The sequence below is a fragment of the Saccharospirillum sp. MSK14-1 genome (assembly GCF_003054965.1).
In the GTDB taxonomy this organism is placed as follows: Bacteria; Pseudomonadota; Gammaproteobacteria; order Pseudomonadales; family Natronospirillaceae; genus Saccharospirillum.
In genome coordinates, this window is the sequence record NZ_MIES01000026.1 from 325,310 (window position 1) to 348,657 (window position 23,348).

At 56.1% G+C, this 23,348-nt stretch carries 21 protein-coding genes; 16 read left to right on the plus strand and 5 right to left on the minus strand.

Annotated features, from left to right (window positions below; all coding sequences use genetic code 11):
• The first annotated feature begins 3 nt into the window (after positions 1–3).
• The 8 genes from uca to BGP77_RS05495 all read left to right on the plus strand — a co-directional run bounded on the left by uca (position 4) and on the right by BGP77_RS05495 (position 11,112).
• A complete protein-coding gene (uca, locus tag BGP77_RS05460; protein ID WP_108163704.1) occupies positions 4–3,639 on the plus strand; it encodes an urea carboxylase in 3,636 nt (1,211 codons plus the stop codon).
• Positions 3,636–5,438: an allophanate hydrolase gene (gene atzF, locus BGP77_RS05465; RefSeq protein WP_108163705.1), complete on the plus strand. Its 1,803-nt coding sequence runs from the start codon at positions 3,636–3,638 to the stop codon at positions 5,436–5,438. The genes uca and atzF overlap by 4 nt, the downstream gene beginning before the upstream one ends.
• A gap of 85 nt (positions 5,439–5,523) precedes the next feature.
• Positions 5,524–5,760 (plus strand): DNA-directed RNA polymerase subunit omega, encoded by a 237-nt coding sequence (gene rpoZ, locus BGP77_RS05470; RefSeq protein ID WP_108163706.1) that lies wholly within the window; start codon positions 5,524–5,526, stop codon positions 5,758–5,760.
• Between the two features lie 118 nt (positions 5,761–5,878).
• Positions 5,879–7,990: a bifunctional GTP diphosphokinase/guanosine-3',5'-bis pyrophosphate 3'-pyrophosphohydrolase gene (spoT, locus tag BGP77_RS05475; protein ID WP_108163707.1), complete on the plus strand. Its 2,112-nt coding sequence runs from the start codon at positions 5,879–5,881 to the stop codon at positions 7,988–7,990.
• A 57-nt stretch (positions 7,991–8,047) separates the two neighbouring features.
• Entirely contained in the window at positions 8,048–8,914 is an 867-nt protein-coding gene (gene speE / locus BGP77_RS05480) for a polyamine aminopropyltransferase (protein ID WP_108163708.1), read from the plus strand.
• 87 nt (positions 8,915–9,001) lie between these two features.
• The gene (locus BGP77_RS05485) at positions 9,002–9,511 is read left to right on the plus strand and encodes a disulfide bond formation protein B (RefSeq protein ID WP_108163709.1); all 510 of its coding nucleotides are present in this window, start codon (positions 9,002–9,004) and stop codon (positions 9,509–9,511) included.
• A 73-nt stretch (positions 9,512–9,584) separates the two neighbouring features.
• Entirely contained in the window at positions 9,585–10,241 is a 657-nt protein-coding gene (locus BGP77_RS05490) for a flagellar brake protein (protein ID WP_108163710.1), read from the plus strand.
• Positions 10,225–11,112: a pirin family protein gene (locus tag BGP77_RS05495; RefSeq protein WP_108163711.1), complete on the plus strand. Its 888-nt coding sequence runs from the start codon at positions 10,225–10,227 to the stop codon at positions 11,110–11,112. The genes BGP77_RS05490 and BGP77_RS05495 overlap by 17 nt, the downstream gene beginning before the upstream one ends.
• A 1-nt stretch (position 11,113) precedes the next feature.
• Here BGP77_RS05495 and BGP77_RS05500 read toward each other — a convergent pair whose 3' ends face one another.
• The gene (locus BGP77_RS05500) at positions 11,114–12,235 is read right to left on the minus strand and encodes a diguanylate cyclase (protein WP_146171198.1); all 1,122 of its coding nucleotides are present in this window, start codon (positions 12,233–12,235) and stop codon (positions 11,114–11,116) included.
• A 253-nt stretch (positions 12,236–12,488) separates the two neighbouring features.
• Here BGP77_RS05500 and BGP77_RS05505 point away from each other — a divergent pair, with 253 nt between their 5' ends.
• The 3 genes from BGP77_RS05505 (at position 12,489) to BGP77_RS05515 (ending at position 15,141) form a co-directional block, all read left to right on the plus strand.
• A complete protein-coding gene (locus BGP77_RS05505) occupies positions 12,489–13,718 on the plus strand; it encodes a hypothetical protein (protein ID WP_108163713.1) in 1,230 nt (409 codons plus the stop codon).
• A 240-nt stretch (positions 13,719–13,958) separates the two neighbouring features.
• Complete coding sequence (locus BGP77_RS05510; protein ID WP_108163714.1) at positions 13,959–14,612, plus strand: hypothetical protein; 654 nt, start codon at positions 13,959–13,961, stop codon at positions 14,610–14,612.
• Between the two features lie 4 nt (positions 14,613–14,616).
• The gene (locus BGP77_RS05515) at positions 14,617–15,141 is read left to right on the plus strand and encodes a GNAT family N-acetyltransferase (protein ID WP_108163715.1); all 525 of its coding nucleotides are present in this window, start codon (positions 14,617–14,619) and stop codon (positions 15,139–15,141) included.
• Positions 15,142–15,157: 16 nt separating this feature from the next.
• On the opposite strand, the gene BGP77_RS05520 is transcribed toward BGP77_RS05515, so the two are convergent.
• The gene (locus BGP77_RS05520; RefSeq protein ID WP_108163716.1) at positions 15,158–15,652 is read right to left on the minus strand and encodes a MarR family winged helix-turn-helix transcriptional regulator; all 495 of its coding nucleotides are present in this window, start codon (positions 15,650–15,652) and stop codon (positions 15,158–15,160) included.
• A 297-nt stretch (positions 15,653–15,949) separates the two neighbouring features.
• Between BGP77_RS05520 and ectA the strand changes: the two genes are divergently transcribed.
• From ectA to BGP77_RS05545, 5 genes are all read left to right on the plus strand, one after another.
• A complete protein-coding gene (gene ectA, locus BGP77_RS05525; protein WP_108163717.1) occupies positions 15,950–16,435 on the plus strand; it encodes a diaminobutyrate acetyltransferase in 486 nt (161 codons plus the stop codon).
• A gap of 48 nt (positions 16,436–16,483) precedes the next feature.
• Positions 16,484–17,761, plus strand: coding sequence for a diaminobutyrate--2-oxoglutarate transaminase (gene ectB, locus BGP77_RS05530; protein WP_108163718.1), 1,278 nt, complete (start codon positions 16,484–16,486; stop codon positions 17,759–17,761).
• A 94-nt stretch (positions 17,762–17,855) separates the two neighbouring features.
• The gene (locus BGP77_RS05535; protein WP_108163719.1) at positions 17,856–18,254 is read left to right on the plus strand and encodes an ectoine synthase; all 399 of its coding nucleotides are present in this window, start codon (positions 17,856–17,858) and stop codon (positions 18,252–18,254) included.
• 201 nt (positions 18,255–18,455) lie between these two features.
• Entirely contained in the window at positions 18,456–19,892 is a 1,437-nt protein-coding gene (locus BGP77_RS05540) for an aspartate kinase (RefSeq protein ID WP_108163720.1), read from the plus strand.
• Entirely contained in the window at positions 19,880–20,791 is a 912-nt protein-coding gene (locus BGP77_RS05545) for a tetratricopeptide repeat protein (protein WP_108163721.1), read from the plus strand. Before BGP77_RS05540 ends, BGP77_RS05545 begins: the two co-directional genes overlap by 13 nt.
• Here the strand turns inward: BGP77_RS05545 and BGP77_RS05550 are convergent.
• From BGP77_RS05550 to argB, 3 genes are all read right to left on the minus strand, one after another.
• Positions 20,788–21,738, minus strand: coding sequence for a sensor domain-containing diguanylate cyclase (locus BGP77_RS05550; RefSeq protein WP_108163722.1), 951 nt, complete (start codon positions 21,736–21,738; stop codon positions 20,788–20,790). The two genes, BGP77_RS05545 and BGP77_RS05550, sit on opposite strands and share 4 nt — an antisense overlap.
• A 71-nt stretch (positions 21,739–21,809) precedes the next feature.
• The gene (slmA, locus tag BGP77_RS05555) at positions 21,810–22,415 is read right to left on the minus strand and encodes a nucleoid occlusion factor SlmA (protein WP_108163723.1); all 606 of its coding nucleotides are present in this window, start codon (positions 22,413–22,415) and stop codon (positions 21,810–21,812) included.
• The gene (gene argB, locus BGP77_RS05560) at positions 22,415–23,320 is read right to left on the minus strand and encodes an acetylglutamate kinase (RefSeq protein WP_108163724.1); all 906 of its coding nucleotides are present in this window, start codon (positions 23,318–23,320) and stop codon (positions 22,415–22,417) included. The genes slmA and argB overlap by 1 nt, the downstream gene beginning before the upstream one ends.
• Between the last annotated feature and the right edge of the window lie 28 nt (positions 23,321–23,348).

The window sequence follows — 23,348 nt, forward strand, 5'->3', positions numbered from 1 at the left end:
CTTTTGGTCACAACAGCCCTATTTCAAAAAGTCTTGATTGCCAATCGCGGCGCGATTGCCGTGCGCATTGCGCGGTCGCTTAGGCAACTGGGCATTCCCGCCGTGGCGGTCTATGCCGACAGCGACGCTGACAGCCTGCATGTGCGTCAGGCGTCCGAAGCCTGTTCACTCGGTGAAGGTGGTGCCAGCGATACCTATTTGAATGTCGATAAATTGCTCGATATCGCCCGCCAAAGTGGCGCCGATGCGATTCATCCCGGCTACGGTTTTCTCAGCGAAAACGCCGACTTTGTGCGTCAGGTGGAAGCCGCAGGCCTGGCCTTTATCGGCCCAACGCCGGAGCAGATTGAAACCTTTGGCCTCAAGCACAGCGCCCGCGAACTGGCGCAACGGGCGAATGTACCACTGGTTCCGGGGTCGGAGTTGCTGGCGGATTTGCCCGACGCTCAGCGCGAAGCCGAGCGCATTGGTTTCCCGGTCATGTTGAAAGCCACATCCGGCGGCGGTGGTATTGGCATGCAACGCTGCAACACGGCGGCCGATCTGGATGAGGCGTTCGAGCGAGTGAAGCGTCTGGGTCGCCAGAATTTTGCCGACGATGGCGTCTTTCTGGAGAAATTTATCGAGCGTGCGCGTCATATCGAGGTGCAGGTGTTCGGCGATGGCGCTGGCAAAACGTTGGCGATTGGCGAGCGTGACTGCTCCAGCCAGCGCCGCAACCAGAAGGTGGTCGAGGAATGCCCGGCGCCGAACTTGAGCGCGACGGTCGCCGGTGCGCTGCACAAAACCGCCGAACGGCTATTGGCCGCGGTGCATTACCGCAACGCGGGCACGGTCGAATTTATTGTCGATGCCGACAGCAATGACTTTTATTTTCTCGAAGTGAACACCCGCTTACAGGTGGAGCACGGTGTCACTGAGGCCGTGTTCGGCATCGATCTGGTTGAATGGATGCTGCGCCAGGCCGCAGGTGATTCGCCGCTGACACCGATGCCAACCCTGCAGGCGCGCGGCCATGCGTTGCAGGTGCGACTCTACGCGGAAGATCCGTATCGTGATTTTCAGCCGGCGGCGGGCTTGCTGACTGAGGTTGCGTTCGCGCAAGGCGATGGCATTCGCGTTGATACCTGGATCGAAGCTGGGCTGGAAGTACCGCCTTACTTCGACCCCATGCTTGCCAAGCTGATTGTGCATGGCGCCGATCGCGGCGCTGCGCTGACGGCGTTGCAGCAGGCGCTGGGTCGCACTCGACTGTATGGCATCGAAACCAATCTCGATTATTTGCGGGCGTTAGTGACGGATACCGCGCTGCAAAACGGCACCATGACGACGCGTTATCTGAACGACTTTCGCCCGCAACCGGCGCGTATTGACGTGCTCAGCGGTGGCACCCAAACGACGATCCAGGACGCCAGTGGCCGCCTGGGTTACTGGGATGTCGGCGTGCCACCCAGCGGTGCCTTTGACCGGCATTCGTTTGCGCTGGGCAATCGGTTGCTGGATAACCCCGGCGATGCCGCGGGTCTGGAAATTACCGTCGCCGGGCCGACACTGCGGTTCAGTGTCGCCACCCAAATAGTGCTCACCGGTGCTGAGATTGACGCGGAACTGGAGGGTGCGCCGGTGCCGTTGTGGCAAGTGGTTGAGGTGGCCGCAGGTCAAACGCTGACGCTGGGCAAGATCGGCGGTCGGGGTGCACGCGCCTATCTGTGCGTGCGCGGTGGTTTGGATTGCCCGCCGTATCTTGGTTCGCGCGCCACCTTTACCCTGGGTCAGTTTGGCGGCCACAATGGCCGGGCATTGCGCTCCGGCGATGTGCTGCACGTTCAACCATCCGAGCCGGTTGTTTCGGCTGCGCTGGATGAGGCGTTGCAGCCAACGATTGAACGCGAGTGGCAGCTGCGCGTGGTGTATGGCCCGCACGGCGCGCCGGATTTTTTTACCCCGCACGACATCGACACCTTCTTTGCCACCGATTGGGAAGTGCACTACAACTCCAGTCGCACCGGCATTCGCCTGATTGGCCCGAAACCGGACTGGGCACGCGCTGACGGTGGCGAAGCGGGTCTGCATCCGTCGAACATTCACGATAACGCTTACGCTTTTGGCAGCGTCGATTTTACCGGCGATATGCCGGTGATTCTCGGCCCGGATGGACCCTCGCTGGGCGGTTTTGTGTGCCCCGTAACGGTGATCAGCGCCGACTTGTGGCAACTCGGTCAGTTGCGCGCGGGCGACCGCATTCGCTTTGTACCGGTATCGATCGACACCGCTGTGGCGCTGGAAGCCGAGCAGTTGCGTGCCGAAACCGAGCTGGCGGCGCCATCGCTCGACTGGTCCGCGGTGCCGGTCGAATCGCCCATCGTGCACCGTTTGCCAGCCAGTGAAGCCGCCGATGCGGTGGTCTATCGCGCTGCCGGCGATCATTTCCTGCTGGTCGAATACGGTGACCCGGTGCTCGACATCCGGCTGCGGTTTCGCGCCCATGCCTTGATGCAGTGGCTGCAACAGTATCCGTTGCCAGGCATGCGCGAACTGACGCCGGGCATTCGCTCGCTGCAAGTGCATTACGACAGCCAGCGGTTGTCGTTGGCGTCATTGCTTCAGCACCTGGAAGCGGCCGAATTCGAATTGTCGCAGCGGCTGGATGAACTGAGTGTGCCGTCGCGCATCGTGCATTTACCGCTGTCGTGGGACGATGACGCCTGTCGGCTGGCGATTGAGAAATACCAACAGTCGGTGCGCCGCGATGCGCCCTGGTGTCCGAGCAATTTGGAGTTTATCCGGCGCATCAATGGACTCGATGACATCGACGCGGTGAAGACGATTCTCTTTGACGCTGCTTATCTGGTGATGGGTCTTGGAGATGTGTATCTGGGGGCGCCGGTCGCCACACCGATTGACCCGCGCCACCGATTGGTGACCACCAAATACAACCCGGCGCGGACCTGGACGGCGGAAAATTCGGTCGGCATCGGCGGCTCTTATCTGTGCGTTTACGGCATGGAAGGCCCGGGTGGTTATCAGTTTGTTGGCCGCACGCTGCAGATGTGGAACCGCTATCGCCAGACCGCCGAATTCGAGCAACCCTGGTTGCTGCGTTTCTTCGACCAGATTCGTTTCTACGAAGTCAGCCACGACGAACTGCAACAGATTCGCCGCGATTTCCCTCTGGGCCGTTATCCGCTGAAGATTGAACAGACAACCTTCAACTTGGCCGACTATCAGGCTTTTATCGACGCTAATCAAAGCGATATCGATGCTTATAGCGCCAGTCGCCAGGCCGCCTTCGAAGCCGAACTGGCCGATTGGCACGCCAAAGGCCAGTTCAATTACCAGCCACCGGAGCCGGAAAAAGCGCCCCAGGCAGACAGCTGGCCCGAGGGCAGCGCCGTGGTCGACAGCCCGGTGACCGGCAGCGTCTGGCAGTTTGAAGTAAGCGTCGATGCCGAGGTGAAAACAGGCGACACCCTGGTGATTCTGGAATCGATGAAGATGGAAATTCCGCTTTATGCGCCCTGCGATGGTCGGGTGATCCGGCTGCTGTCGAAGGCAGGCGCGCGCGTCGATGCCGGTCAGCCAATCGTCGTGGTGCAACCGAGTAATCCGTCAACCCGCGCCGAGGAGATCAAAGCATGACGTTGGATACCCGTATTGAATCGCTGAGCGCTGCCTATCGTTCAGGCGACTGGACGCCGGAAAGTGTATTGGCGCAGATTCGCCAGCAAGCCACGCATTACGCCGATCACAATATCTGGTTGTACCAGCTCAGCGACGCTGAATTGCAGCCGTATTTCGACGCGCTGGCCAAGAAAGACCCGGCCAGCACACCCTTGTGGGGCATCCCCTTTGCCATCAAAGACAACATCGATCTGGCGGGTGTGCCGACTACCGCTGGTTGTGAGGCGTTTGCCTATACACCGACCGAGTCCGCTGTGGTGGTGCAGCGGTTAATCGCCGCCGGTGCCATTCCCGTTGGCAAAACCAACCTCGACCAGTTTGCCACCGGTCTGAACGGCACGCGTTCGCCGCACGGCGCCTGTGCCAATGCCTTCGACGCCGACTATATCAGCGGCGGCTCGAGCTCAGGGTCGGCGGTCGCGGTGGCATTGGGCATGGCAAGCTTCAGTCTGGGCACCGATACAGCGGGGTCCGGCCGGGTCCCCGCCGCGTTCAATAATCTGGTGGGCTTGAAGCCAAGCATCGGCCTGTTGCCGACCACAGGTGTGGTATCGGCATGCCGCAGTCTCGATTGCGTCAGTATCTTTGCGCTCAACTGCAGCGACGCCAATGCGGTGCTGGCCTGTGCTGAAGGCTTGGATGAGGCCGATCCCTACAGCCGCAGCAATCGTTATGACAACAGCGCCCGCCACTATGGTGTACGCCAAGGGCGATTGCGGCTGGGTCGTTTGCGCGCAGCGGATTTGAAATTCTTTGGTGACGATGACTTTGCGGCGGCCTATCAGCAGAGTCTGGTGGCCTTGGATAATCTGGATATCGATTGGGTCGAGATTGACTACGCCCCCTTTGATGAAGCCGCACGGCTGCTTTATGAAGGGCCCTGGGTCAGCGAACGCTACCTGGCGATTCAGCCGATGATGGAGCAGCAACCGGATCAGGTGTTTTCCGTGGTGCGTGACATCATTGCCGGAGGGCGCGACCCCAAGGCGACCGATTTGTTTCGTGCGCAATATCGTCTGAACGCGTTGAAGCGCACCTGCTGGGCGCAGCTTGAAGGGCTGGATGCGCTGCTCACGCCGACCGCGGGTCGCCATTTCACCATCGCCGAGTTGCTCGAAGAGCCGGTGCGTTACAACAGCGAATTGGGTTATTACACCAACTTTATGAATCTGATTGATTGGGCGGCCGTAGCAGTGCCAACCGCGTTTACCGAAGCCGGCCGGCCATTTGGAATCACGCTCAGTGCACCGGCGTTTCGCGACCGGTCTCTGTTGTCGATCGCCCATCGACTGCAACAGTCGTTGGCGTTGCCTCAAGGCGCACTGCAATGGCCGCCGCTGCCAGCTTCCCAGACCGCAGTGGCCGCGCGCGACCATATCCGGGTTGCCGTCTGTGGCGCTCATCTGGAGGGTTTGCCGCTGAATTTTCAGTTGGCTGAACGCGGTGCAAAATTGCAGGAAAAGACGCAAACCTCGGCGAATTATCGCTTTTATGCTTTGGCCGGAGGCCCGCCGTTCCGGCCGGGACTGGTACGTGACGAGTTAGCGGGCGTGGCCATTGAGGTGGAAGTCTGGTCGGTGCCGTCGGACGCCTTTGGCAGTTTTGTCGCCGATATTCCGGCGCCGCTGGGCATCGGCAAATTAGAGCTGGCCGATGGCCGCTGGGTGAGCGGTTTTATCTGCGAAGCGGCCGGTCTGAGCGGCGCCACCGACATCAGTCAGTATGGCAGCTGGAAAGCCTATCTGGCGGCCGTTTGAGGGCTTGTTGTTTTGCTCAAAGTCCGTACAATTCGCCGGCTCGAAAGCTTATTCGAACCCTATCCCGCTCGCTGAGGAGACTCTGATGGCTCGTGTCACTGTTGAAGATTGCCTGGAAAACGTGGCCAACCGCTTTGAATTGATCATGGTGGCCAGCAAGCGTGCTCGTCAGCTTGCTAACGACGGCGCCGATGCACTGGTGCCGGAAGAAAACGACAAGCCGACGGTTATCGCGTTGCGTGAAATCGCTGAACAAAAGATCAACCCGGAAGCCATTCTGGCCGAAGGTAAAGAAGACGATCTCGACGTCGATTTTGGCTGATCATATCGCCAGACTATGCGCTTGATCGTTAAAAAAACCGGGCTTGTCCCGGTTTTTTTATTGCTGCGCCAACCGCATTGATTACACTTGAAGCAGTTGTCACTAGGAAAGACGCGCCTTGCTCACTGTTGATGCCTTAGCCAAGCGGCTTGAGAGCTATCTGGAACCGGATAACATTCGTCGTATCCGGCGGGCATATTTTTATGCCGAGCAAGCCCACGAAGGCCAGATGCGCCGCAGTGGCGAACGCTACATCACCCATCCGCTGGCCGTCGCCAATATCCTCTGTGAAATGCACATGGACCATCAAAGCCTGATGGCCGCCATGCTGCACGACGTCATCGAAGACACCGCCGTTTCCAAAGAAGCGCTGGCCGAACAGTTCGGGCCTGGCGTGGCTGAGCTGGTTGATGGCGTCTCCAAACTGACGCATCTGGAATTCGAAACCAAAAAAGAAGAACAGGCCGAGAATTTTCAGAAGATGGTGTTGGCGATGTCCAAAGACATCCGCGTCATTCTGGTCAAGCTCGCTGACCGCTTGCATAACATGCGCACTCTCGGTGCCATGCCGCCGGAGAAGAAACGCCGTAAGGCGCGTGAGACGCTCGATATTTATGCGCCCATCGCGTTGCGTCTGGGTATCAACGATCTGCGTATCGAGCTGGAAAACCTGGCGTTCGAATCGCTCTATCCGCTGCGTGCTCAGCGCATCGCTACGGCCATCAAAAAGAGTCGAGGCAACCGCAAAGAACTGGTCGGGCAGATTCGTCAGGCGCTGGCCGAGCGATTGTCGGCCGAAGGCGTGGACGTGCAGGTGATTGGTCGCGAGAAACATCTGTTTTCCATCTACAACAAAATGAAGGACCAGAAGAAGACGTTGCAGGAAATTCTCGACGTCTATGGGTTTCGCATCATCACTCAGTCGGTCGATGCCTGTTACCGCACGCTGGGCGTGGTCCACAATTTTTATAAGCCGGTGCCGAATCGTTTCAAAGATTACATCGCCATTCCCAAGGCGAACGGTTACCAGAGTCTGCACACCACCCTGATTGGTATGAATGGCGTGCCCATTGAAATCCAGATCCGCACTCAGGAAATGGAAGACATGGCCAACCACGGTATCGCTGCGCACTGGCTTTATAAAAACGAAGACAGTTCCGATAGCAGCCCGACTCACGCTCGCGCCCGGCGCTGGGTGAAAGGTCTGCTGGAGATGCAGGAGCGCGCCGGTAACCCGGTGGAATTTATTGAGAACGTGAAGATCGATCTGTTCCCGGACGAGATTTACGTGTTCACGCCCAAAGGCAAAATTCTCGAAGTGCCCAAAGGCGCAACGGCGGTCGATTTTGCGTACGCGGTGCACACCGACATTGGCAACGCCTGCGTCGGCTGTTTGGTCAATCGGCAGATTGCGCCACTGAGCCAGCCATTGAACAGTGGCGATACCATCAAGATCATTACCGCCCCGGGCGCGCGACCGAATCCGGCCTGGCTGAATTTTGTCATCACCGCCAAGGCGCGCTCCAACATTCGTCATTTCCTGAAGAACCTGAAGAAGCAGGATTCCATCGAGCTGGGTCGCAAACTGCTCAACAATTCTTTGCGCAATTTCGACACTGAGCTGGAGGCGTTGTCGGACGCCAGCATTCAGTCTTTGTTGCAGGAGTATCAGCAATCAAAGCTGGATGAATTGCTCGAAGACATTGGTCTTGGGAATCGTGTGGCCTACGTGGTAGCGCGCCGTCTGCTCAACGATTGTGCTGACACGTCTGAGGCCAGCACCGATAAAGCCATGACGGTCAGTGGCACCGAAGGCATGTTGGTCACCTACGCCAAATGCTGCCGACCGATTCCGGGTGATCCGATTGTCGGTTTGATCAGCAAAGGCAAAGGCATGGTGATTCACACCGAACAGTGCCGCAACATTGTCGATATCCGCAAAGACCCGGATCGCTGCATGCATCTGCGTTGGGATAAGTCGATGGAAGGCGAGTTTGTTGTCGACTTGCGCGTGGAAATGCGCAACAGCCGTGGCGTATTGGCTGGTGTTGCCAATGCGGTGTCGCAGGCGGACGCCAATATCGAAAGCATCGAAATGCAGGACCGCGATGCCACCACCAGCCGTCTGAACCTGACTGTTTCGGTTACCAGTCGTCAGCATCTGGCGCGGGTGATTCGCCGATTGCACGGTTTACCCGCGGTCGGTTCCATCGAACGCGTGCAGGGTTAATGCACTCGTACCACGACCTGCGCTAAGCTCTGCGCATCTTACTCAAGGGATGCGCTCATGCCCGAATTTCCCACCTCTGCAAGCTGGTTTACCGAAGTCTGGTCTGCCGAAGGCTCGGCCTTTTCGCTGGAAGTGACCGAAAAACTGCACGAAGAAACCAGCGAGTTTCAGCACATCGAAATTTATCAGACTCGCCATTGGGGCAAGCTGATGGTGCTCGATGGCTGCTATATGGTCACCGACCGCGATAATTTCCTGTACCACGAAATGCTCACTCATCCAGCGCTTTATACGCACCCGAATCCCAAGAAGGTGCTGATCATCGGGGGTGGTGATTGCGGTACTTTGCGCGAAGTGTTGCGGCACCCAGAGGTCGAACAGGTGTGGCAGGTGGAAATTGATGAACGCGTAACGCGGTTGTCGGAGCAGTATTTCCCGTCCCTGTGCGAAGCCAATAATGACCCGCGCGCCAGCTTGTTATTTGAAGACGGCATTGCCTGGATTCGCAATTGTGAACCGGGTGATCTGGATCTGATCATTGTCGATTCCACCGATCCGGTCGGCCCGGCGGCCGGCCTGTTCAACCGCGAATTTTTCGGCCATTGCCTGCGTGCTTTGGGTAACGATGGGTTGTTGGTGCAGCAAAGCGAAAGTCCGTTGTTTCACACCGACTCACTGATTCGTGAAATGCGTTCTGAGTTGGCCGCAGCCGGTTTGGTGAACCAACTGACGCTGCCGTTTCCGCAACCCATTTACCCGTCAGGCTGGTGGAGTTGCACTCTGGCGAGTGCCCGTCTCGATGTTCGCCAATTCCGGATTGAGGCGGCACAGAACAAGCCGTTTGCTACCCAGTATTACAACGCCGGTGTACACAGCGGTGCGTTAAATCCGCCGGAGTTTATGAAGGCGCTGAATTCGGATTAGTCATTTTCTGGTAAACCCGGATGCCGGTGTGACCGCTGTCACGGATGAGCCGCTAGAATGGCGCCTTAGCTGCGTTCTGGAGTTGATATGATCGATCGTCTTGCTCGTTTTATGGCCTCACGGTGGTATTGGTTAGGTTTGATGGCCGGTGCGCTGTTACTCGAAATCGTTGCCTTGTTTTACCAGCATGTGTTGAACGAACCGCCGTGCGTGTTGTGCATTCATGCACGCCTGTGGGTGCTCGGTATTTTGTTCGCTGGCGGATTGGGAATGGCGTTGCGTCGGCATGGGTGGGGCCAGGTTCTGGCGCAATCGGTGTTGATCGTCAGTCTGGTCGGTTTGTTGGAGCGCTCCTGGGTGGGCGTGCAGATTGAACGCGGTACCTACGACGGCGCTTGCGGTATGGACCCGGGGTTCCCTGTTTGGCTGCCGCTGGACGCCTGGTTCCCTAATGCACTGCAAGTCTGGACCATGTGCGGTTATTCGCCGGTGATGCCCTTTGGTCTGACCATGGTGGAAACCTTAGTCTATGGCTCGGTGCTTGGCGTGTTGCTGGCGAGCCTGGGATTGGTTGTCATGGTGATCCGTCGTCGCTGATTGAGACGTCGGGCTGTGTGTTTCGAGCGCTGATCGTCTAGGCTGATTAGGCATGGAAGCCTGAGATAATTCGATGTCTGCTCGACAACCAACATTTGAATCGCTGCAGTTGATTCCAGGGCAGCCACTGCAACTGGAAATTGACGGGCATAAGCGCGATCGCGACCGCAGCGTGCTGGTGGGTTATCGACCCGGAAGTGCCATTTTGGTGACGACGCCCACGATCAAAGGTCGGCCGGTGCCTGTTCGTCTCGAAACCGGTGTCAATGTCCGTTTGTTTGCCAATCGGTTGAATGGCGTCTGCGCGTTTCGCTCCAAAGTGATCTACATCGCCACCATGCCATTCGCGCATTTGCATCTGTCGATGCCGGGCGAATTGTTTATTGGTGAAATCCGCAAATCAGTACGCGCCCGGGTTAAATTGACCACGGCCTTGATCCATCAGGAAGAACGAGTCACGGCAGAGCTCACGGATTTGTCGGTGGACGGCGCGCGGGCACGCACCAGTTTCCGAAGCTTCGACGCCGGTCATGAAATCCAGGTGATTGTCCGACTGAATCTGGGGCGGGTAGAAAAAGTCATGCGACTGAACGCACTGATTCGCTCCATCATCCTCAATAAAGAAGACGGCCAATGTACACTCGGTCTGCAGTGGCTGGACGTTCCGGCAAACGACAGCATAGCGTTGCAAGCTTATGTTCTGGAGAGGCTGAATGAGCACCCCTACTAACGCATCCCCGGTTGAAACAACCATAGCGCCGCGCGAGCAATCGCTGATGGGGTTACCCATTCGTCGTTTGTTGCCGTGGCGCGGGCAGCGTCATTGCGGTCCGTTTGTATTTCTCGATCATATGGGCCCGCACACTTTGGCACCGGGTGACGGTTTGGATGTACCGCCGCACCCGCACATTGGGTTATCCACCTTGACCTGGTTGTTCAGTGGCGAACTGGAACATCGTGATTCACTGGGTAGTGTGCAAACCATTCGTCCCGGTGAAGTGAATTGGATGACCGCCGGGCGTGGCATTGTACATTCCGAACGCAGCCCGGATGGCGAGCGAGCGTCCGAAGCGTCGATTGAAGGGCTGCAATTTTGGGTGGCGCAACCGCAACACACCGAAACCGGCGAGCCGCGTTTTGAGCATTATTCGAGTGACGAACTGCCCGCCTGGCAAAGTGACAGTGCCGCCTGGGTGCTGGTTGCCGGTCAATGGCGTGAGCATCAATCTCCGGTACAGACCGATTCTGAATTAACCCTGCTGGATGTGCGGACGACCGATGCCGGTTCGCTGGAGCTGACCGATCTGGATGCGGACTGGGAGTGGGGTATCTATCCTTTGGCTGGCTCACTGCATTGGCAGGAGGTTGAGCTGGCGCTACGTCATTTGGGGGTGACCAACCAGCCCGCCCGTCTGCGTTGGGAAGCCGGCAGTCACTTCGTGTTATTTGGCGGAAAGACGCTGGGTGAGCGCCGTATCGACTGGAATTTTGTTGCCTCGGATGACGCCCTGATTCGTCAGGCGCGTGAAGATTGGCAGGCACATAACTTTCCGGCGGTGCCGGGCGATAAGGGTTATGTGCCGTACCCAGGCAGCAACTGAATCAGCCAGAACGTACGCAGTTGCGGCCCGCCTGTTTGGCTTTGTAGAGCGCTTTATCGGCGCGCTGAATGGCGTCCTCTGGTGAGTGTGCGTGGCGATCATCGCTGACACCGAAAGAGGCCGAGATACTGACTTTTTTAGCGCTGCCCGTATTACCTCGATGACGTTTGCCGTCTTTCGATGAACTCGGTCGGTCGGACTTGCGCACCATCAGTGGGTAGTCGGCAATACGCTCGCGCAGCTCATCCAGAATCGGCGTCGCCTCTTCTCGCGTCATACCACGAAACACCAGTGTGAATTCCTCTCCACCGTAGCGAAAGGCTTTCACCGGCATGCGGTGCTTGGTGAGAATGCTGGCCACCACGCGCAGTACCTGATCGCCGGTTTCGTGTCCCCAGGTATCGTTAAACGATTTGAAATGATCGACGTCGGCCATGGCAATGGCATAGCGTCGACCGAGGGTTCGCAGTGACTGGCTGAGCGCGCGGCGATTGGGAATGTTGGTCAGCGCATCGCGGTACGCCACCGAATAGGCGTCGGTCAGAATGGTAGCGCCAATGACCACCGCCAGTGCAATCCAGACAAGCGACGCGGCCTGCTCACCCTGCCAACTGAGTATCGCCGTCAGCAAAACGCCCAGACCATGCCAAGGCCAACTGGCCGACGGTTTGAGTACAAAGCGGAACAAGGCCGACAAACCCGACAGAAAAATCAGCGTTAAAATGACCGGTGAAATCTGCACAATCGGCAGCGCCTGTGGCCATCGAGTTTGTGGCCACTGCTGCCAAGTGGTCGGTAAAAAAGGCCACCAGGGCCAGAGTGCGATGATCATCAGGACGGCTAAGGACAGCCAACTGCCGGTGAGCCGCAGCGGTTTGTCCGGTCGCCAGAATGCCCACAACCAAGCCAGCCAAACAGCCAACGCAGGACCCGGCTCAATGATGGCTTCCTGGCTCAGGCAAACGGTCATCAGCACCAGCAACAGCGTTAGCCAGGCAGTGCGATGAAAGACCATGGCTAGGACAGCGGTGGCGAGTAAGACCCAAACGGCGGGCGACAGCGTCATGCCATCAAAGTAAGACAGCACAGCCGAAGACATCCGATACAGCGGGCTTTCAGACAAAGGAGACCTCGAAATCCAACGGTGATTCTGGCGGTTTAAAACGTCTGTGGCGCAGCGCTTTATCAATCAGACCTGAGCGAGTGCCGGTGAACCAGAAGTTGGGCATAGCAAAGCATAGATTGATCGTCATGTCAGCGACTGTCATCCAGGCCGTTTGGTTGTTATTCAGCCACGAACTTTAAGCTGCGAGACAGTGCCAGTGAGCGACGCTAGACTGGCGCCACTTAATTTAAAGACCGCAGGAGTCATGAGAATGACCGCAAGATACATCACCTGGGCAACGATGGCCCTCGCCTTGGCCGCGCAACCTGCGCTGGCCGACAGTGACACCTTGGAAGCCGATTGGCTTTATCTGACTACGCAAGGTAGCTGGATTGAACGCTCGGTCGAATTGACCAAAGCCAGTGAAACCTTGCCGTTGCCGGTAACTGATTTATCGGCGTCGGCTTTTTGGTGGCAGGCTGACGACAGCAACCTGCTGCTGAGCTGGCAAGCACCTGAGTCCAGTGATTGGTTAATGGAAGGTCAGTTGGTTCAGGTGGATGACTGGCCCGGATCCTGGGCGGTCGAAGCCGTGTCTGTATCCAATCTGGTGTTATCACAAGACGGCGTACAACGGGCTTTACCGGAAGAACAATGGTATCGACTCAGCTGGCTGGCGGGTCCGCAAACTGAGGATGCCTTCGAATTAACCGTGCAACAGCAAGCGGCGATCAGCAATGCCTTCCGCTATGCCTGGTTCGATGGCAGTTTGGGTGCCGAAGTTCGTTACAGCCTTGAATTGGAAGCCGCGCGACCAACGCTGCGTCAGCAGTTGGTGCTGCACAACAACAGTGATTACAGCATCATGGCGCCGGGTTACAGCTTTGCTCAGAGCCGTTCGCAGGGGCGGATGATGTTGGCGCGCAGTGAAAGCATGGCCATGTCAGATATGTCGGTGGCTGAACCCAAAGCCGGTGACAGCGCTGGCCAGGCGACATTGCAGTCGGATCAGCCGATGCAGCTGCCAGCCGGCAGTCATGCCTGGCTGACGGTGCAGGAGACGGAACTGAGCGCCATTCGTCACCATTATCGGTTTGACTGGAATACCCGCCAGAGTGGCACCCTGCCGGGGCGGTGGTCGTTGACGTTGATTTCCGACGATGACTTGCCATCGATCGGAGGTCCGGTACAGGTGGCGGTTTGGGATCAGCAAGTGGCCCTGTTGGAAACGCACTATCAGCCGCAGCAGTCGACTCGCTCTGAGCTGTCTTTGGGGGCATCGGACATGATGACGCTGGCGACCGAAACACTCGGCTCCAGTGAATGGGAGTTGGTGCTGACCAACCGCAACAGCCGCAGTGCCGAAGCCATTTTGGATTTATCCCACTGGAACAATGACCGTAACGCCGAAGCCGGCTTCAGCCTGTCGGTGCCAGCGCAGAGTACGCAGCGTCTGCAGGTGCGTTTGAATGATGGCCAGCTGTCGGTACGGCCGCTGTAGTTGAATGGATTGGGTGGTCAAATGGGGCGGCGGGTGCCTCCAGGTTAAACCTGGCGGCATCCTGCCCTGCCGCCCACTATGGGGGTTTGCCCCCAGCACAGGTGAAGCCGGGTGATAGGCCCCAACTTCGAGTTCCACCTTAGTTCAAGAAGCCGTTCTTGACAGCGCTTCTTACAAAAAGGCACAGCCGGTTACCCACTGCAAAATGTGGCAACGAACTGCAATGAAGGTGGATGTCGAGTGAGCAATTATCATCTGTGGGGCAGCATCAGTTCGGTGCTGTTTGCGCTGACGGTTTATGGGCTTTGGATCCAACTGAACAAGATTCGTCAGCGACGTCGCGCGCGACATTTCCCGGCCACTGATCAATTGTCGGTGAATCAGTTCTTCTCCAGTTACGTCGCGTTTTACGGCAACTTTTTATTTGGCCTGGCCGTACCGGTGCTGAATCATTATCTGGTGTGGACGCGATTGGCGGCGCTGCTGTTGATCCTGAACATTTTGTTTTGGATTTGGTGGGAGCGTCGAACGCGCTGGTCATTTGCCGCCTTGATGGTGGGCGAACTTTTGTTGTTGGCTGGGTTGTCGGTGTTGTTTATTCGGCCGTTGCCGGCGCTGCTCGGGATCGCCAATGCGGTGATCGTGGTCATGACACTGGTGCTGGTGCAGGGCACGGTGCAGCAAATGGTGGTGGTATTTCGGGCGCGCTCCGCCGGTGTTTTGTCGCGCCGGATGCTGTTGTTCACCCTGACCAAAGATGCCTCTACTTTGGCGTTTGCGATGACCATGCCACTGACGCAAAGCTGGCCATTGTTGCTGCTCAATGGTGCCAGCATCATCACGCGCGGAACCTTGTTGTTCCTGGTGCTGCGCGCCTATCGTTTAAAAGGATAATGTCATGCAGACCGAACGTTGCGTGATTACGCCCTATACCGCCGACGACCTTGAAGGCCATCGGTCCATCTATCATTCGGCGGCCGTGCGCTGGTATTTGCCATGGACGGAAGCGCCAGCACTGGATGAATTGCGTGAACTCTATATTGAGCGTGGCAAACGTTGGCAGGCACATACACCGGGCTCCGGTGCGTTCAGTGTGCGTTTGCACGGCTCCGACGACTACGTCGGTTTGTTGTTGCTGAAAGCCATGCCCTATGGCGATGGCGAATTTTCCGACCGTATGGAAATCGGCTGGCATTTGGCGGAACCCTATTGGGGCAAAGGATTGGCGACAGAGGTCGCGCGAGCATTATTGGATTATGGCTTCGAGGTGCTCAAGCTGGAGACAATCTGGGCGGTGGCCGACCCGGACAACAAAGCCTCACTGGCGGTGATGAAGCGGCTGGGTATGCAGTATGCGGAGACGACGGATCGGTACTACGGTGAGGAAGGTGTGCTGTATTCGATAACGCGGGCGGCCGACTAGCGGCAGGCCGCCGTGCTCAGTTTTGGCTGGTATTGCTGTAATGGTGGGTCACATCGCCAACATGCAATACCGGTGCAGCATCAATATCGGATGCCTGCATCAGTTCGGCTAGCTTTTGCAGCGATGACAGAATCATCGTCTGTTCCCACTCCGGCAAGGTATCAAAGCTTTCGACGAAGCTTTCCTGAAGCGGGCTCGGCGCATCTTCAACGATTTTTAAGCCCTCATCGGTCAGCTTGGCGTGTACCCGGCGGCGATCCACATCGCTGCGCACGCGTTGCACCAGACCGCGCTTTTCCAGTCGATCCAGAATTGTGGTGACGGTTGCCTGAGACAGGTTCACGTCTTTCGCCACGGTGCCAATGGTGACATCACCGAGCTTGTCGATGGCCATCAGGATCAGCAACTGCGGCGATGTCAGGCCGCTGTGCTTGCTTAACTTCTTAGAATGAATATCGGTGGCGCGAATAATTCGACGCAGCGACACCAGAACCTCATCCACCCGTTTCATTGTCTGATCCTTTACCACTGGGGTGCTGTCCCCCATGAGGGCGAGATTGTATCGCATATGAAAAGGTTCGTCCTCTAATGAAACATTTTAGAAACCTAAGTTAGGTTAGCCTCTAGTTGCGGGAGAATTCAAGGAATATTTTAGTGCGCTAAAGAACTAAACGGCGTAATGATCGCCTGGGCTTGCAACAATCCTCTGATTTTGTGTTAAAATGCTTCGCATACTAAAGATTAGACAAAGAATTAAAGTAAATGAGAGGGCCGCAATCGGCTCTAAAGCGAGGTCTGAAGCAAGGTCATGAACATCACGTTGCGACCAGCAGTATCGGAAGATGGCTTGGCCGTTCATCAATTGGTAGCCAGCAGTCCACCACTGGATACCAACTCGTTGTACTGCAATCTGTTGCAGGCCAGTCACTTCGGTGAAACCGCGGTGGCGGCAGAGATGGATGGCGAGTTGGTCGGCTTTGTTTCCGGCTATATCAAGCCGGGCACCACAGATACCTACTTCCTGTGGCAGGTCGTGGTGGGTGAAGCGGCACGAGGTCAGGGTTTGGCCAAGCGCATGATCCAGTCATTGCTGGAACGCCCGGCATTAGCAGGCGTTAGTTTTCTGGAAACAACGATCACGCCGGACAACGAGCCGTCGCAGCGCCTGTTTAAAGCCATGGCGCGCGATTGGGATGCTGGCCTGGAAGTCGGTGTGCTGTTTGATAAAGAACGGCACTTTGGCGGTCAGCACGAGAGTGAAGAACTTTACCGGATTGGCCCAATACGCCGCTGAGGCCCGGGTCGTCTTTAACTGTTTATTACCCCAAGGGGAGAAACCACCATGGAAATTTTCGAACAGCTCGAATCTCAGGTCCGTTCATACAGTCGCAGCTTTCCGACCGTTTTCACGACGGCTAAGAATGCGCGTCTTAAAAACCGCGAAGGCACGTCCTATATCGATTTTCTGGCCGGTGCCGGCACGCTGAACTACGGCCATAACAACGATCTGCTGAAGCAGCCGCTGATCGACTACATTCAGGCCGATGGCGTTACCCACGGCCTGGACATGTTTACCGATGCCAAAGAGCGTTTTCTGCAGGCATTTAACGACATCATCCTGAAGCCGCGTGACCTGGACTACAAAGTGCAGTTCACCGGCCCGACCGGCACCAACGCGGTTGAGGTTGCACTGAAGATTGCCCGTAAGGCCAAGGGTCGCAGCGGTATTGTTTCGTTCACCAATGGTTATCACGGCTGCACCTTGGGTGCCCAGGCCGCGACCGGTAACAAAGGCCAGCGCGGCGGTGCCGGTGTGGCATTGACCGACGTTACCCGCATTCCCTACGACGGTTACGGTGAAGACGGCGACGACTTTATGGGTCTGAAACTGCTCGACCAGCTGCTGACCGATCCGGGCAGTGGTGTGGAAACACCGGCCGGTGTCATCGTCGAAACCGTTCAGGGCGAGGGTGGTTTGAACGCCGCTCGTATGGAATGGCTGAAAGAGCTGGAAAGCATCTGCCGCAAACACGACATGCTGCTGATTGTCGATGACATCCAGGCGGGTTGTGGTCGTACCGGCACTTTCTTCAGTTTCGAGCCAGCGGGTATCAAACCGGACGTCGTTACGCTGTCTAAATCGCTGAGTGGTTATGGCCTGCCGTTTGCCGTCACTCTGATGCGTCCTGAGCTGGACCAGTGGAAGCCGGGTGAGCACAACGGGACTTTCCGGGGCAACAACCTGGCGTTTGTCACCGCTCGCGTCGCGTTGGAAGAATACTGGCAGGACAATCAATTCGAGCAGCAGATTGCTGAACGCGCTCAACTGATTGAGCAACGTTTTAACAGTCTGGCCAAGCGTTTTGGTGAGGGTGTTATTACTGTTAAAGGTCGCGGCATGATGCGTGGTATGGCGGTGCCCGATGGTGAAACCGCTGAGCAAATTTGTCGTGAAGCCTTCACGAAAGGCCTGATTGTGGAAACCAGTGGCGCTTATGACGAAGTCGTCAAATGCTTGTGCCCGCTGACCATTCCGCTTGAAGACCTTAAGCAGGGCCTCGATATTCTGGAAGACGCCTTTGCTAAGGTGTTGCCGGAGCTGAAGGCCAAGGTTAGCTGATTCGAATTCATCACAGTGTGTGTGCCTGTCCCGCCCAATATGGGCGGGCTTTTTTGCCACGTCGATTCGTCGACTCTTTAACAGAGGAATTCCAATGATCGTTCGTACTCTTGATCAATGCACCAACTCCGAACGCAAAGTCAGTGCTGAAACCTGGAACAGCGTACGTATGTCACTGAAAGATGATGGTATGGGCTTTTCGTTCCACATCACCACCATCTATGCGGGCACCGAAACGCCGATCCATTACAAGAACCACCTGGAGACGGTTTACTGCATCTCCGGTGAAGGGTCGATCTTGGATAAAGCCACCGGCACTGAACACGACATCAAGCCGGGAACCATCTATATTCTGGATCAAAACGACGACCATATTTTGAAAGCCAAGAGCGAACTGCAACTGGCCTGTGCGTTCAATCCGCCGTTGAACGGTAAGGAAACGCACGGTCCGGATGGCGCCTATCCGCTGGAAGCAGAAACGGTCGCCGACTGATACCGTCAGGCGAAGGCTCATTATGAGCCTTCGCACTACCCGAGAGCGGTTTCGAGCGGTGGGTGAACTCAGCCAGCGCCCGAAGCCGGTTTCGGCACAGCGTTCTTTGCAGTAACAGCAAATCACAATCAACGCAGGCCCAAAGCCTCACCGGTTTGCCGCCGGTTAACGAGTTTTGGAGCCGAAGGAGGTAACACCCCCATGGCGAACCATACGGTCGAAAAAATCGGCGGTACGTCGATGAGTGACTACAAAGCGGTCCGCGACAACATTGTCCAGGTTGACCGCGATCCGGCCGATTTGTATCAGCGTATTTTTGTGGTGTCGGCATACGGCGGCATCACCAACCATTTGTTGGAACATAAAAAATCGAAAGAGCCGGGCGTTTATGCCCTCTTTGCCAACAACGATTCCGATTGGCAGTGGAGCGAACGCCTGACTGACGCTGCCAAAGCGATGCGTGAAGTGAATGCTGAACTGTTTGAGTTGCCGCATTCGCGCAAGCAAGCCGACCAGTTTATTACTGAGCGCATGGAAGGTATTCGTTCGTGCTTGCTCGACTTGCAGCGCGTCTGTTCCTACGGTCACTTTCAGATTGAAGAACACCTGGCGACGGTGCGCGAAATGCTCGCCGGTGTCGGTGAAGCGCATTCGGCTTTTAATACCGCCTTGTTGCTTCAAGCCGAAGGCATTAACGCGCGTTTTGTCGATCTGACCGGTTGGCGCGAGCCGGATAACCAGATGATGGATGAGAAAATTCATCGCATCTTCAGCAAGTTCGATCTGAGCCAGGAAATGCCGATCGTTACCGGTTACACCCAGTGCAAAGAAGGGTTGATGAAAACCTTCGATCGCGGTTACAGCGAAATCACTTTCTCAAAAATTGCTGAACTGACCGAAGCGCGCGAAGCGGTGATCCACAAAGAATATCACTTGTCCACGGCGGACCCGAAAGTGGTCGGTGCCGACAAGGTGATGCCGATTGGTCGTACCAACTATGACGTGGCTGATCAGCTGTCGTTGATTGGTATGGAAGCGATTCATCCCAAAGCCGCCAAAGGTTTGCGTCAGAAAGGCATTGCGCTGCGAGTGAAAAATACCTTCGAGCCGCATCACGATGGTACCTTGATTACCAACGACTACCGCAGCGAGCAGCCGGCGGTCGAGATCGTGGCCGGTAAGCCGCATATCTTTGCCATTGATGTGTTCGATCAGGACATTGTGGGTGAGCCGAATCACATTCTGGAAATTCAGAAACTGGTTCAGGACTTTGACGTACCGCTGCTGGCGAAAGAGCACAATGCCAACACCGTGACGCTGTATCTCGATACTGGCTTGAAAGTGGTTAAGCGCATTAAGTCACGCCTGGAGCGTTACTATCCCGGTGCCGATATTTCCAGCCGCAAAGTGGCCATGGTCTCTGTCATCGGCAGCGACATGAACGTGCCGGGCATTCTGGCCAAGCTGAGTAACGCCTTGGCTGACAACAAAATCAGTGTTCTCGCCATTCACCAGGGCATGCGTCAGGTTGACATCCGCGTGGTCGTGGAAGACGATCAATACGAAGCCGCACTGCAGACTCTGCACGGCTCTTTGATCGAACCCGCGAAACAGGATAAAGCCGAATGCGTAGCCTGATTGGGCTGATGCTGGTAATGCTGCTCACCCCGGCCTGGGGTGAGCAGTCTGACAACGCTCCCACTGCCTCCGACCTTTACAGCGACAACGATGTCGCTCAAACCATCGAGAATCTCGACGAACCGATGTATAACCCCTTTATCGAACGTTATTTGCTCGATGAAGTGCGGTCGTTGCGCCAGGAGATGATGAATTTCCGCGTCGAGTATTCTGATAAGCTCAACGCCAAACAACTGGAGCTGGCGACCCAATCGGTCACCTATTCCATCGACACCATTACCTACTTCTTCTATTTGATCGCCGGTGTGTCATCGCTGCTGGTGGTGGTGGGTTACGCCAACATTCGCGACATCAAAGAAAAAGCGCATACCTATGCTGACCGCGAAGTCACCAAGTTGGTGTCGTCTTATGAAAAACGACTGAAAGCGCTGGAGAAAAACCTCAAAGAAAAAACTCAGGTTATCGAAGAAAACCGTGAGGAAATTGAGAAGACCAACGAGATTCACTCCTTGTGGTTACGCGCCAGTCAGGAAACCAGCGCGCAGAGCAAAATTCAGATTTATGACCAAATTCTGACCATGCGCCCGTTTGATACCGAGGCATTGACCTATAAAGCCGATGCGGCGTTGGAGCTGGATGAAACCAAATGGGCGATCAGCCTGAGTGAGCAGGCACTGGATATTGATCCAGAACACGCCCATGCCTACTACCAAATGGCGTGTGCCTATGCCCAGCAAAGCGATGTCAAAGTGGCGTTGGAATATCTGGAAAAAGCCATCGCTCTGGCACCGTCTTATCGCGACGAAGCGCGCACCGATGCTTCGTTTAAAGGCCTGCGTCGACTGAAGGATTTTAAAGCGTTAACCGATGTCGACGACGACGCCTCACCGAACGGTTAAATTTCTCCACACACTTGATTACGACCAGCGTACTTGGCCATTGCCAGGCGCTGGTCGGTTTTAAAAATCAATTGCTCCAGCGATAAACCCGGTTCCCAGCTCATGACCCCTGCGCTTAACGTCAGTGAGCGTTTGATGCCGTCGACGCGACTTTCGGTGAAGCGTTGGCGTAGACGATTAATGGTATTCACCGCCGCTTCCATATCCGTTTCTGGCAGCAACACCATAAATTCTTCCTCGCCATAACGAGCGCTGATATCGGCATCACGCAGATTATCCCGAATCAGATTCGCCAACGAACATAAAACCCGATCAGCGGCCTCATGACCGTAGGTGTCGTTAACACTTTTGAAATGATCGAGATCGATCAGAGCCAACGAAAAGGTGTTGCCGTAACGTTTGGCCTGGGCGTTGAGTCGGTCGAGCTGCTCAAGCATAAAGCGGCGGTTGTGCAAACCGGTCAGCGGGTCGCGAACCCGGGCGTCATCGAGTGCCGCTTGCTGCGCTTGCAGATCGGCTTCTAGGCGTTTTTCCGCACTGATGTCTTTGACAATCACCAATGCCTGGCGGCAGTTGGCCAGCATCACCGGCAAGACGGTTAATCGTAGCCAATGTGCCTCGCCTTCACGCCGCAATTGCCAGATCTGCTGTTGAGTTTGCTGGCTATTTAAGACGTTGAGAATGACCTTGCTGGCGTCAGTGGCTTTGTCTTCGAGCTCAAACAAATCGCCTGGCTTGGGCATGGGTTCACCGACAACCGGCTGGTGACTGAGCAGAACCTCGGTGGTGTCGTTCCAGGCGAGAACACGCTGATCGGCATCGAGCAGCAGATAACCACTGCCGGTGGCGTCAAACAGTTCGGCGTAGTGATGCACTAAACCTTTAAAGAAGGCATCGCGTTCGCCGTCAGTGGGCAGCGTTTGGTAGTGGCTGATCCAGGCGTCCATGAAGTGCAAATTTTGTTGGATGTGCCGGGAGTATAGCTGAAGCGTAAATCAGTCCCAATCTCTGTTCGGATTTACGCTTTGCGAAAGACGGCTTCGACGGCTACTCGCCATTGTGGCGTCCAATCGTCGGTGGGTTTGCGACGGAACTCGCTGCGCACAAATTGATTGATGCGACCTTCGGCCAGCGCCAACATCAGGTTGGCCGCTTGCGATGCGCTTAATGTCGACTTTAACCCTTCACGAATTTCCGCTTCGCGGATGATTTGTTTTAACTGGGTTTCCAAACGGTCGAACACCTGAGCGACGCGCGAACGCAGACGTTCAACTTCGCCAGCCAACGCATCGCCAATCAGAATGCGGCACATGCCCGGGTTGCGCTCAGCAAAAGCGAGCAACAAGGTCAGCAAGGCTTCGCACTGAGGGATGGCATTGCGTTCTTCTTCGAGGATGCGGCTGACGCGTGAGAAGAGGGTGTCTTCAATGAATTCGATCAGCCCTTCGAACATCTTTGCCTTACTGGGAAAATGTCGATACAGCGCGGCTTCTGAAACACCGACCACTTTTGCCAGACGCGCCGTCGTGATCGGTTGCCCCGGACTGGTTTCCAGCATATGGGCCAGGGCTTGCAGGATCTGGTCGCGGCGTGACAGTGATTCGGTTGGTAAGGTAGCGGTCATTAGGCGTCCGTTTGGTTACTGATCAAAGTACCCACACCGCGGTGCGAGAAAATTTCCAGCAAGGTGGCATGGGCAACACGGCCATCAATGATATGGGCGCTGGTGACCCCGGCGGCAATGGCGTCTAAAGCGCAACGAATTTTCGGTAACATGCCGCCATGAATGGTGCCATCGGCAATCAAGGCATCGACTTGATCGGTATCGAGTCCGGTTAAAACGTTACCTTCTTTGTCTTGCAGGCCGGCGATGTTGGTCAACAAAATGAGTTTTTCGGCGCCCATCACTTCAGCCAGCTTGCCTGCGACCAGGTCGGCGTTGATGTTGTAAGAGGCACCGTCGGAACCCACGCCGATGGGGGCAACAACAGGAATATAACCGCCTTCGGTCATCAACTGAATTAGGCGGGTGTCGACTTTTTCCACTTCGCCGACGTGGCCGATATCAATGATTTCAGACTTTTGCAGATCGGGTGTGCGGCGCGTGACCTTAAGTTGCCGCGCCTGAATGGTGTGACCGTCTTTGCCGGTGATCCCAAACGCCTGCCCCCCGGCCTGGTTGATCAGATTCACGATTTCTTTATTAACCAAACCACCAAGCACCATCTCGACCACGTCCATGGTCTCGCTGGTGGTGACTCTCATGCCGGATTCAAAACGACTTTCAATGTTCAGTCGCTCAAGCAGATCGCCAATTTGCGGACCGCCGCCGTGGACCACCACCGGATTAATGCCAACGGTTTTCAGCAATACGATGTCGCGCGCAAAACTGGCTTTGAGGGCCTCATCGACCATGGCATTGCCGCCGTACTTAATGACCACCGTCGCACCTTGGAAACGCTGTAGATAAGGCAGCGCTTCGTGCAGAACATTAACGAAATTTAGGGAGGTGGCGCGATCTACAGACATGGATGGGTCCTGGTTGCAGCGTTCAGGG

Bases quoted from the DNA above. Each gene is read 5' to 3' on its own strand.
- atzF (WP_108163705.1), top strand. From the start codon at position 3,636: ATGACGTTGGATACCCGTATTGAATCGCTGAGCGCTGCCTATCGTTCA.
- rpoZ (WP_108163706.1), top strand. From the start codon at position 5,524: ATGGCTCGTGTCACTGTTGAAGATTGCCTGGAAAACGTGGCCAACCGC.
- speE (WP_108163708.1), top strand. From the start codon at position 8,048: ATGCCCGAATTTCCCACCTCTGCAAGCTGGTTTACCGAAGTCTGGTCT.
- BGP77_RS05485 (WP_108163709.1), top strand. From the start codon at position 9,002: ATGATCGATCGTCTTGCTCGTTTTATGGCCTCACGGTGGTATTGGTTA.
- BGP77_RS05490 (WP_108163710.1), top strand. From the start codon at position 9,585: ATGTCTGCTCGACAACCAACATTTGAATCGCTGCAGTTGATTCCAGGG.
- BGP77_RS05495 (WP_108163711.1), top strand. From the start codon at position 10,225: ATGAGCACCCCTACTAACGCATCCCCGGTTGAAACAACCATAGCGCCG.
- BGP77_RS05505 (WP_108163713.1), top strand. From the start codon at position 12,489: ATGACCGCAAGATACATCACCTGGGCAACGATGGCCCTCGCCTTGGCC.
- BGP77_RS05515 (WP_108163715.1), top strand. From the start codon at position 14,617: ATGCAGACCGAACGTTGCGTGATTACGCCCTATACCGCCGACGACCTT.
- BGP77_RS05520 (WP_108163716.1), bottom strand. From the start codon at position 15,652: ATGAAACGGGTGGATGAGGTTCTGGTGTCGCTGCGTCGAATTATTCGC.
- ectA (WP_108163717.1), top strand. From the start codon at position 15,950: ATGAACATCACGTTGCGACCAGCAGTATCGGAAGATGGCTTGGCCGTT.
- ectB (WP_108163718.1), top strand. From the start codon at position 16,484: ATGGAAATTTTCGAACAGCTCGAATCTCAGGTCCGTTCATACAGTCGC.
- BGP77_RS05535 (WP_108163719.1), top strand. From the start codon at position 17,856: ATGATCGTTCGTACTCTTGATCAATGCACCAACTCCGAACGCAAAGTC.
- BGP77_RS05540 (WP_108163720.1), top strand. From the start codon at position 18,456: ATGGCGAACCATACGGTCGAAAAAATCGGCGGTACGTCGATGAGTGAC.
- BGP77_RS05545 (WP_108163721.1), top strand. From the start codon at position 19,880: ATGCGTAGCCTGATTGGGCTGATGCTGGTAATGCTGCTCACCCCGGCC.
- BGP77_RS05550 (WP_108163722.1), bottom strand. From the start codon at position 21,738: ATGGACGCCTGGATCAGCCACTACCAAACGCTGCCCACTGACGGCGAA.
- slmA (WP_108163723.1), bottom strand. From the start codon at position 22,415: ATGACCGCTACCTTACCAACCGAATCACTGTCACGCCGCGACCAGATC.
- argB (WP_108163724.1), bottom strand. From the start codon at position 23,320: ATGTCTGTAGATCGCGCCACCTCCCTAAATTTCGTTAATGTTCTGCAC.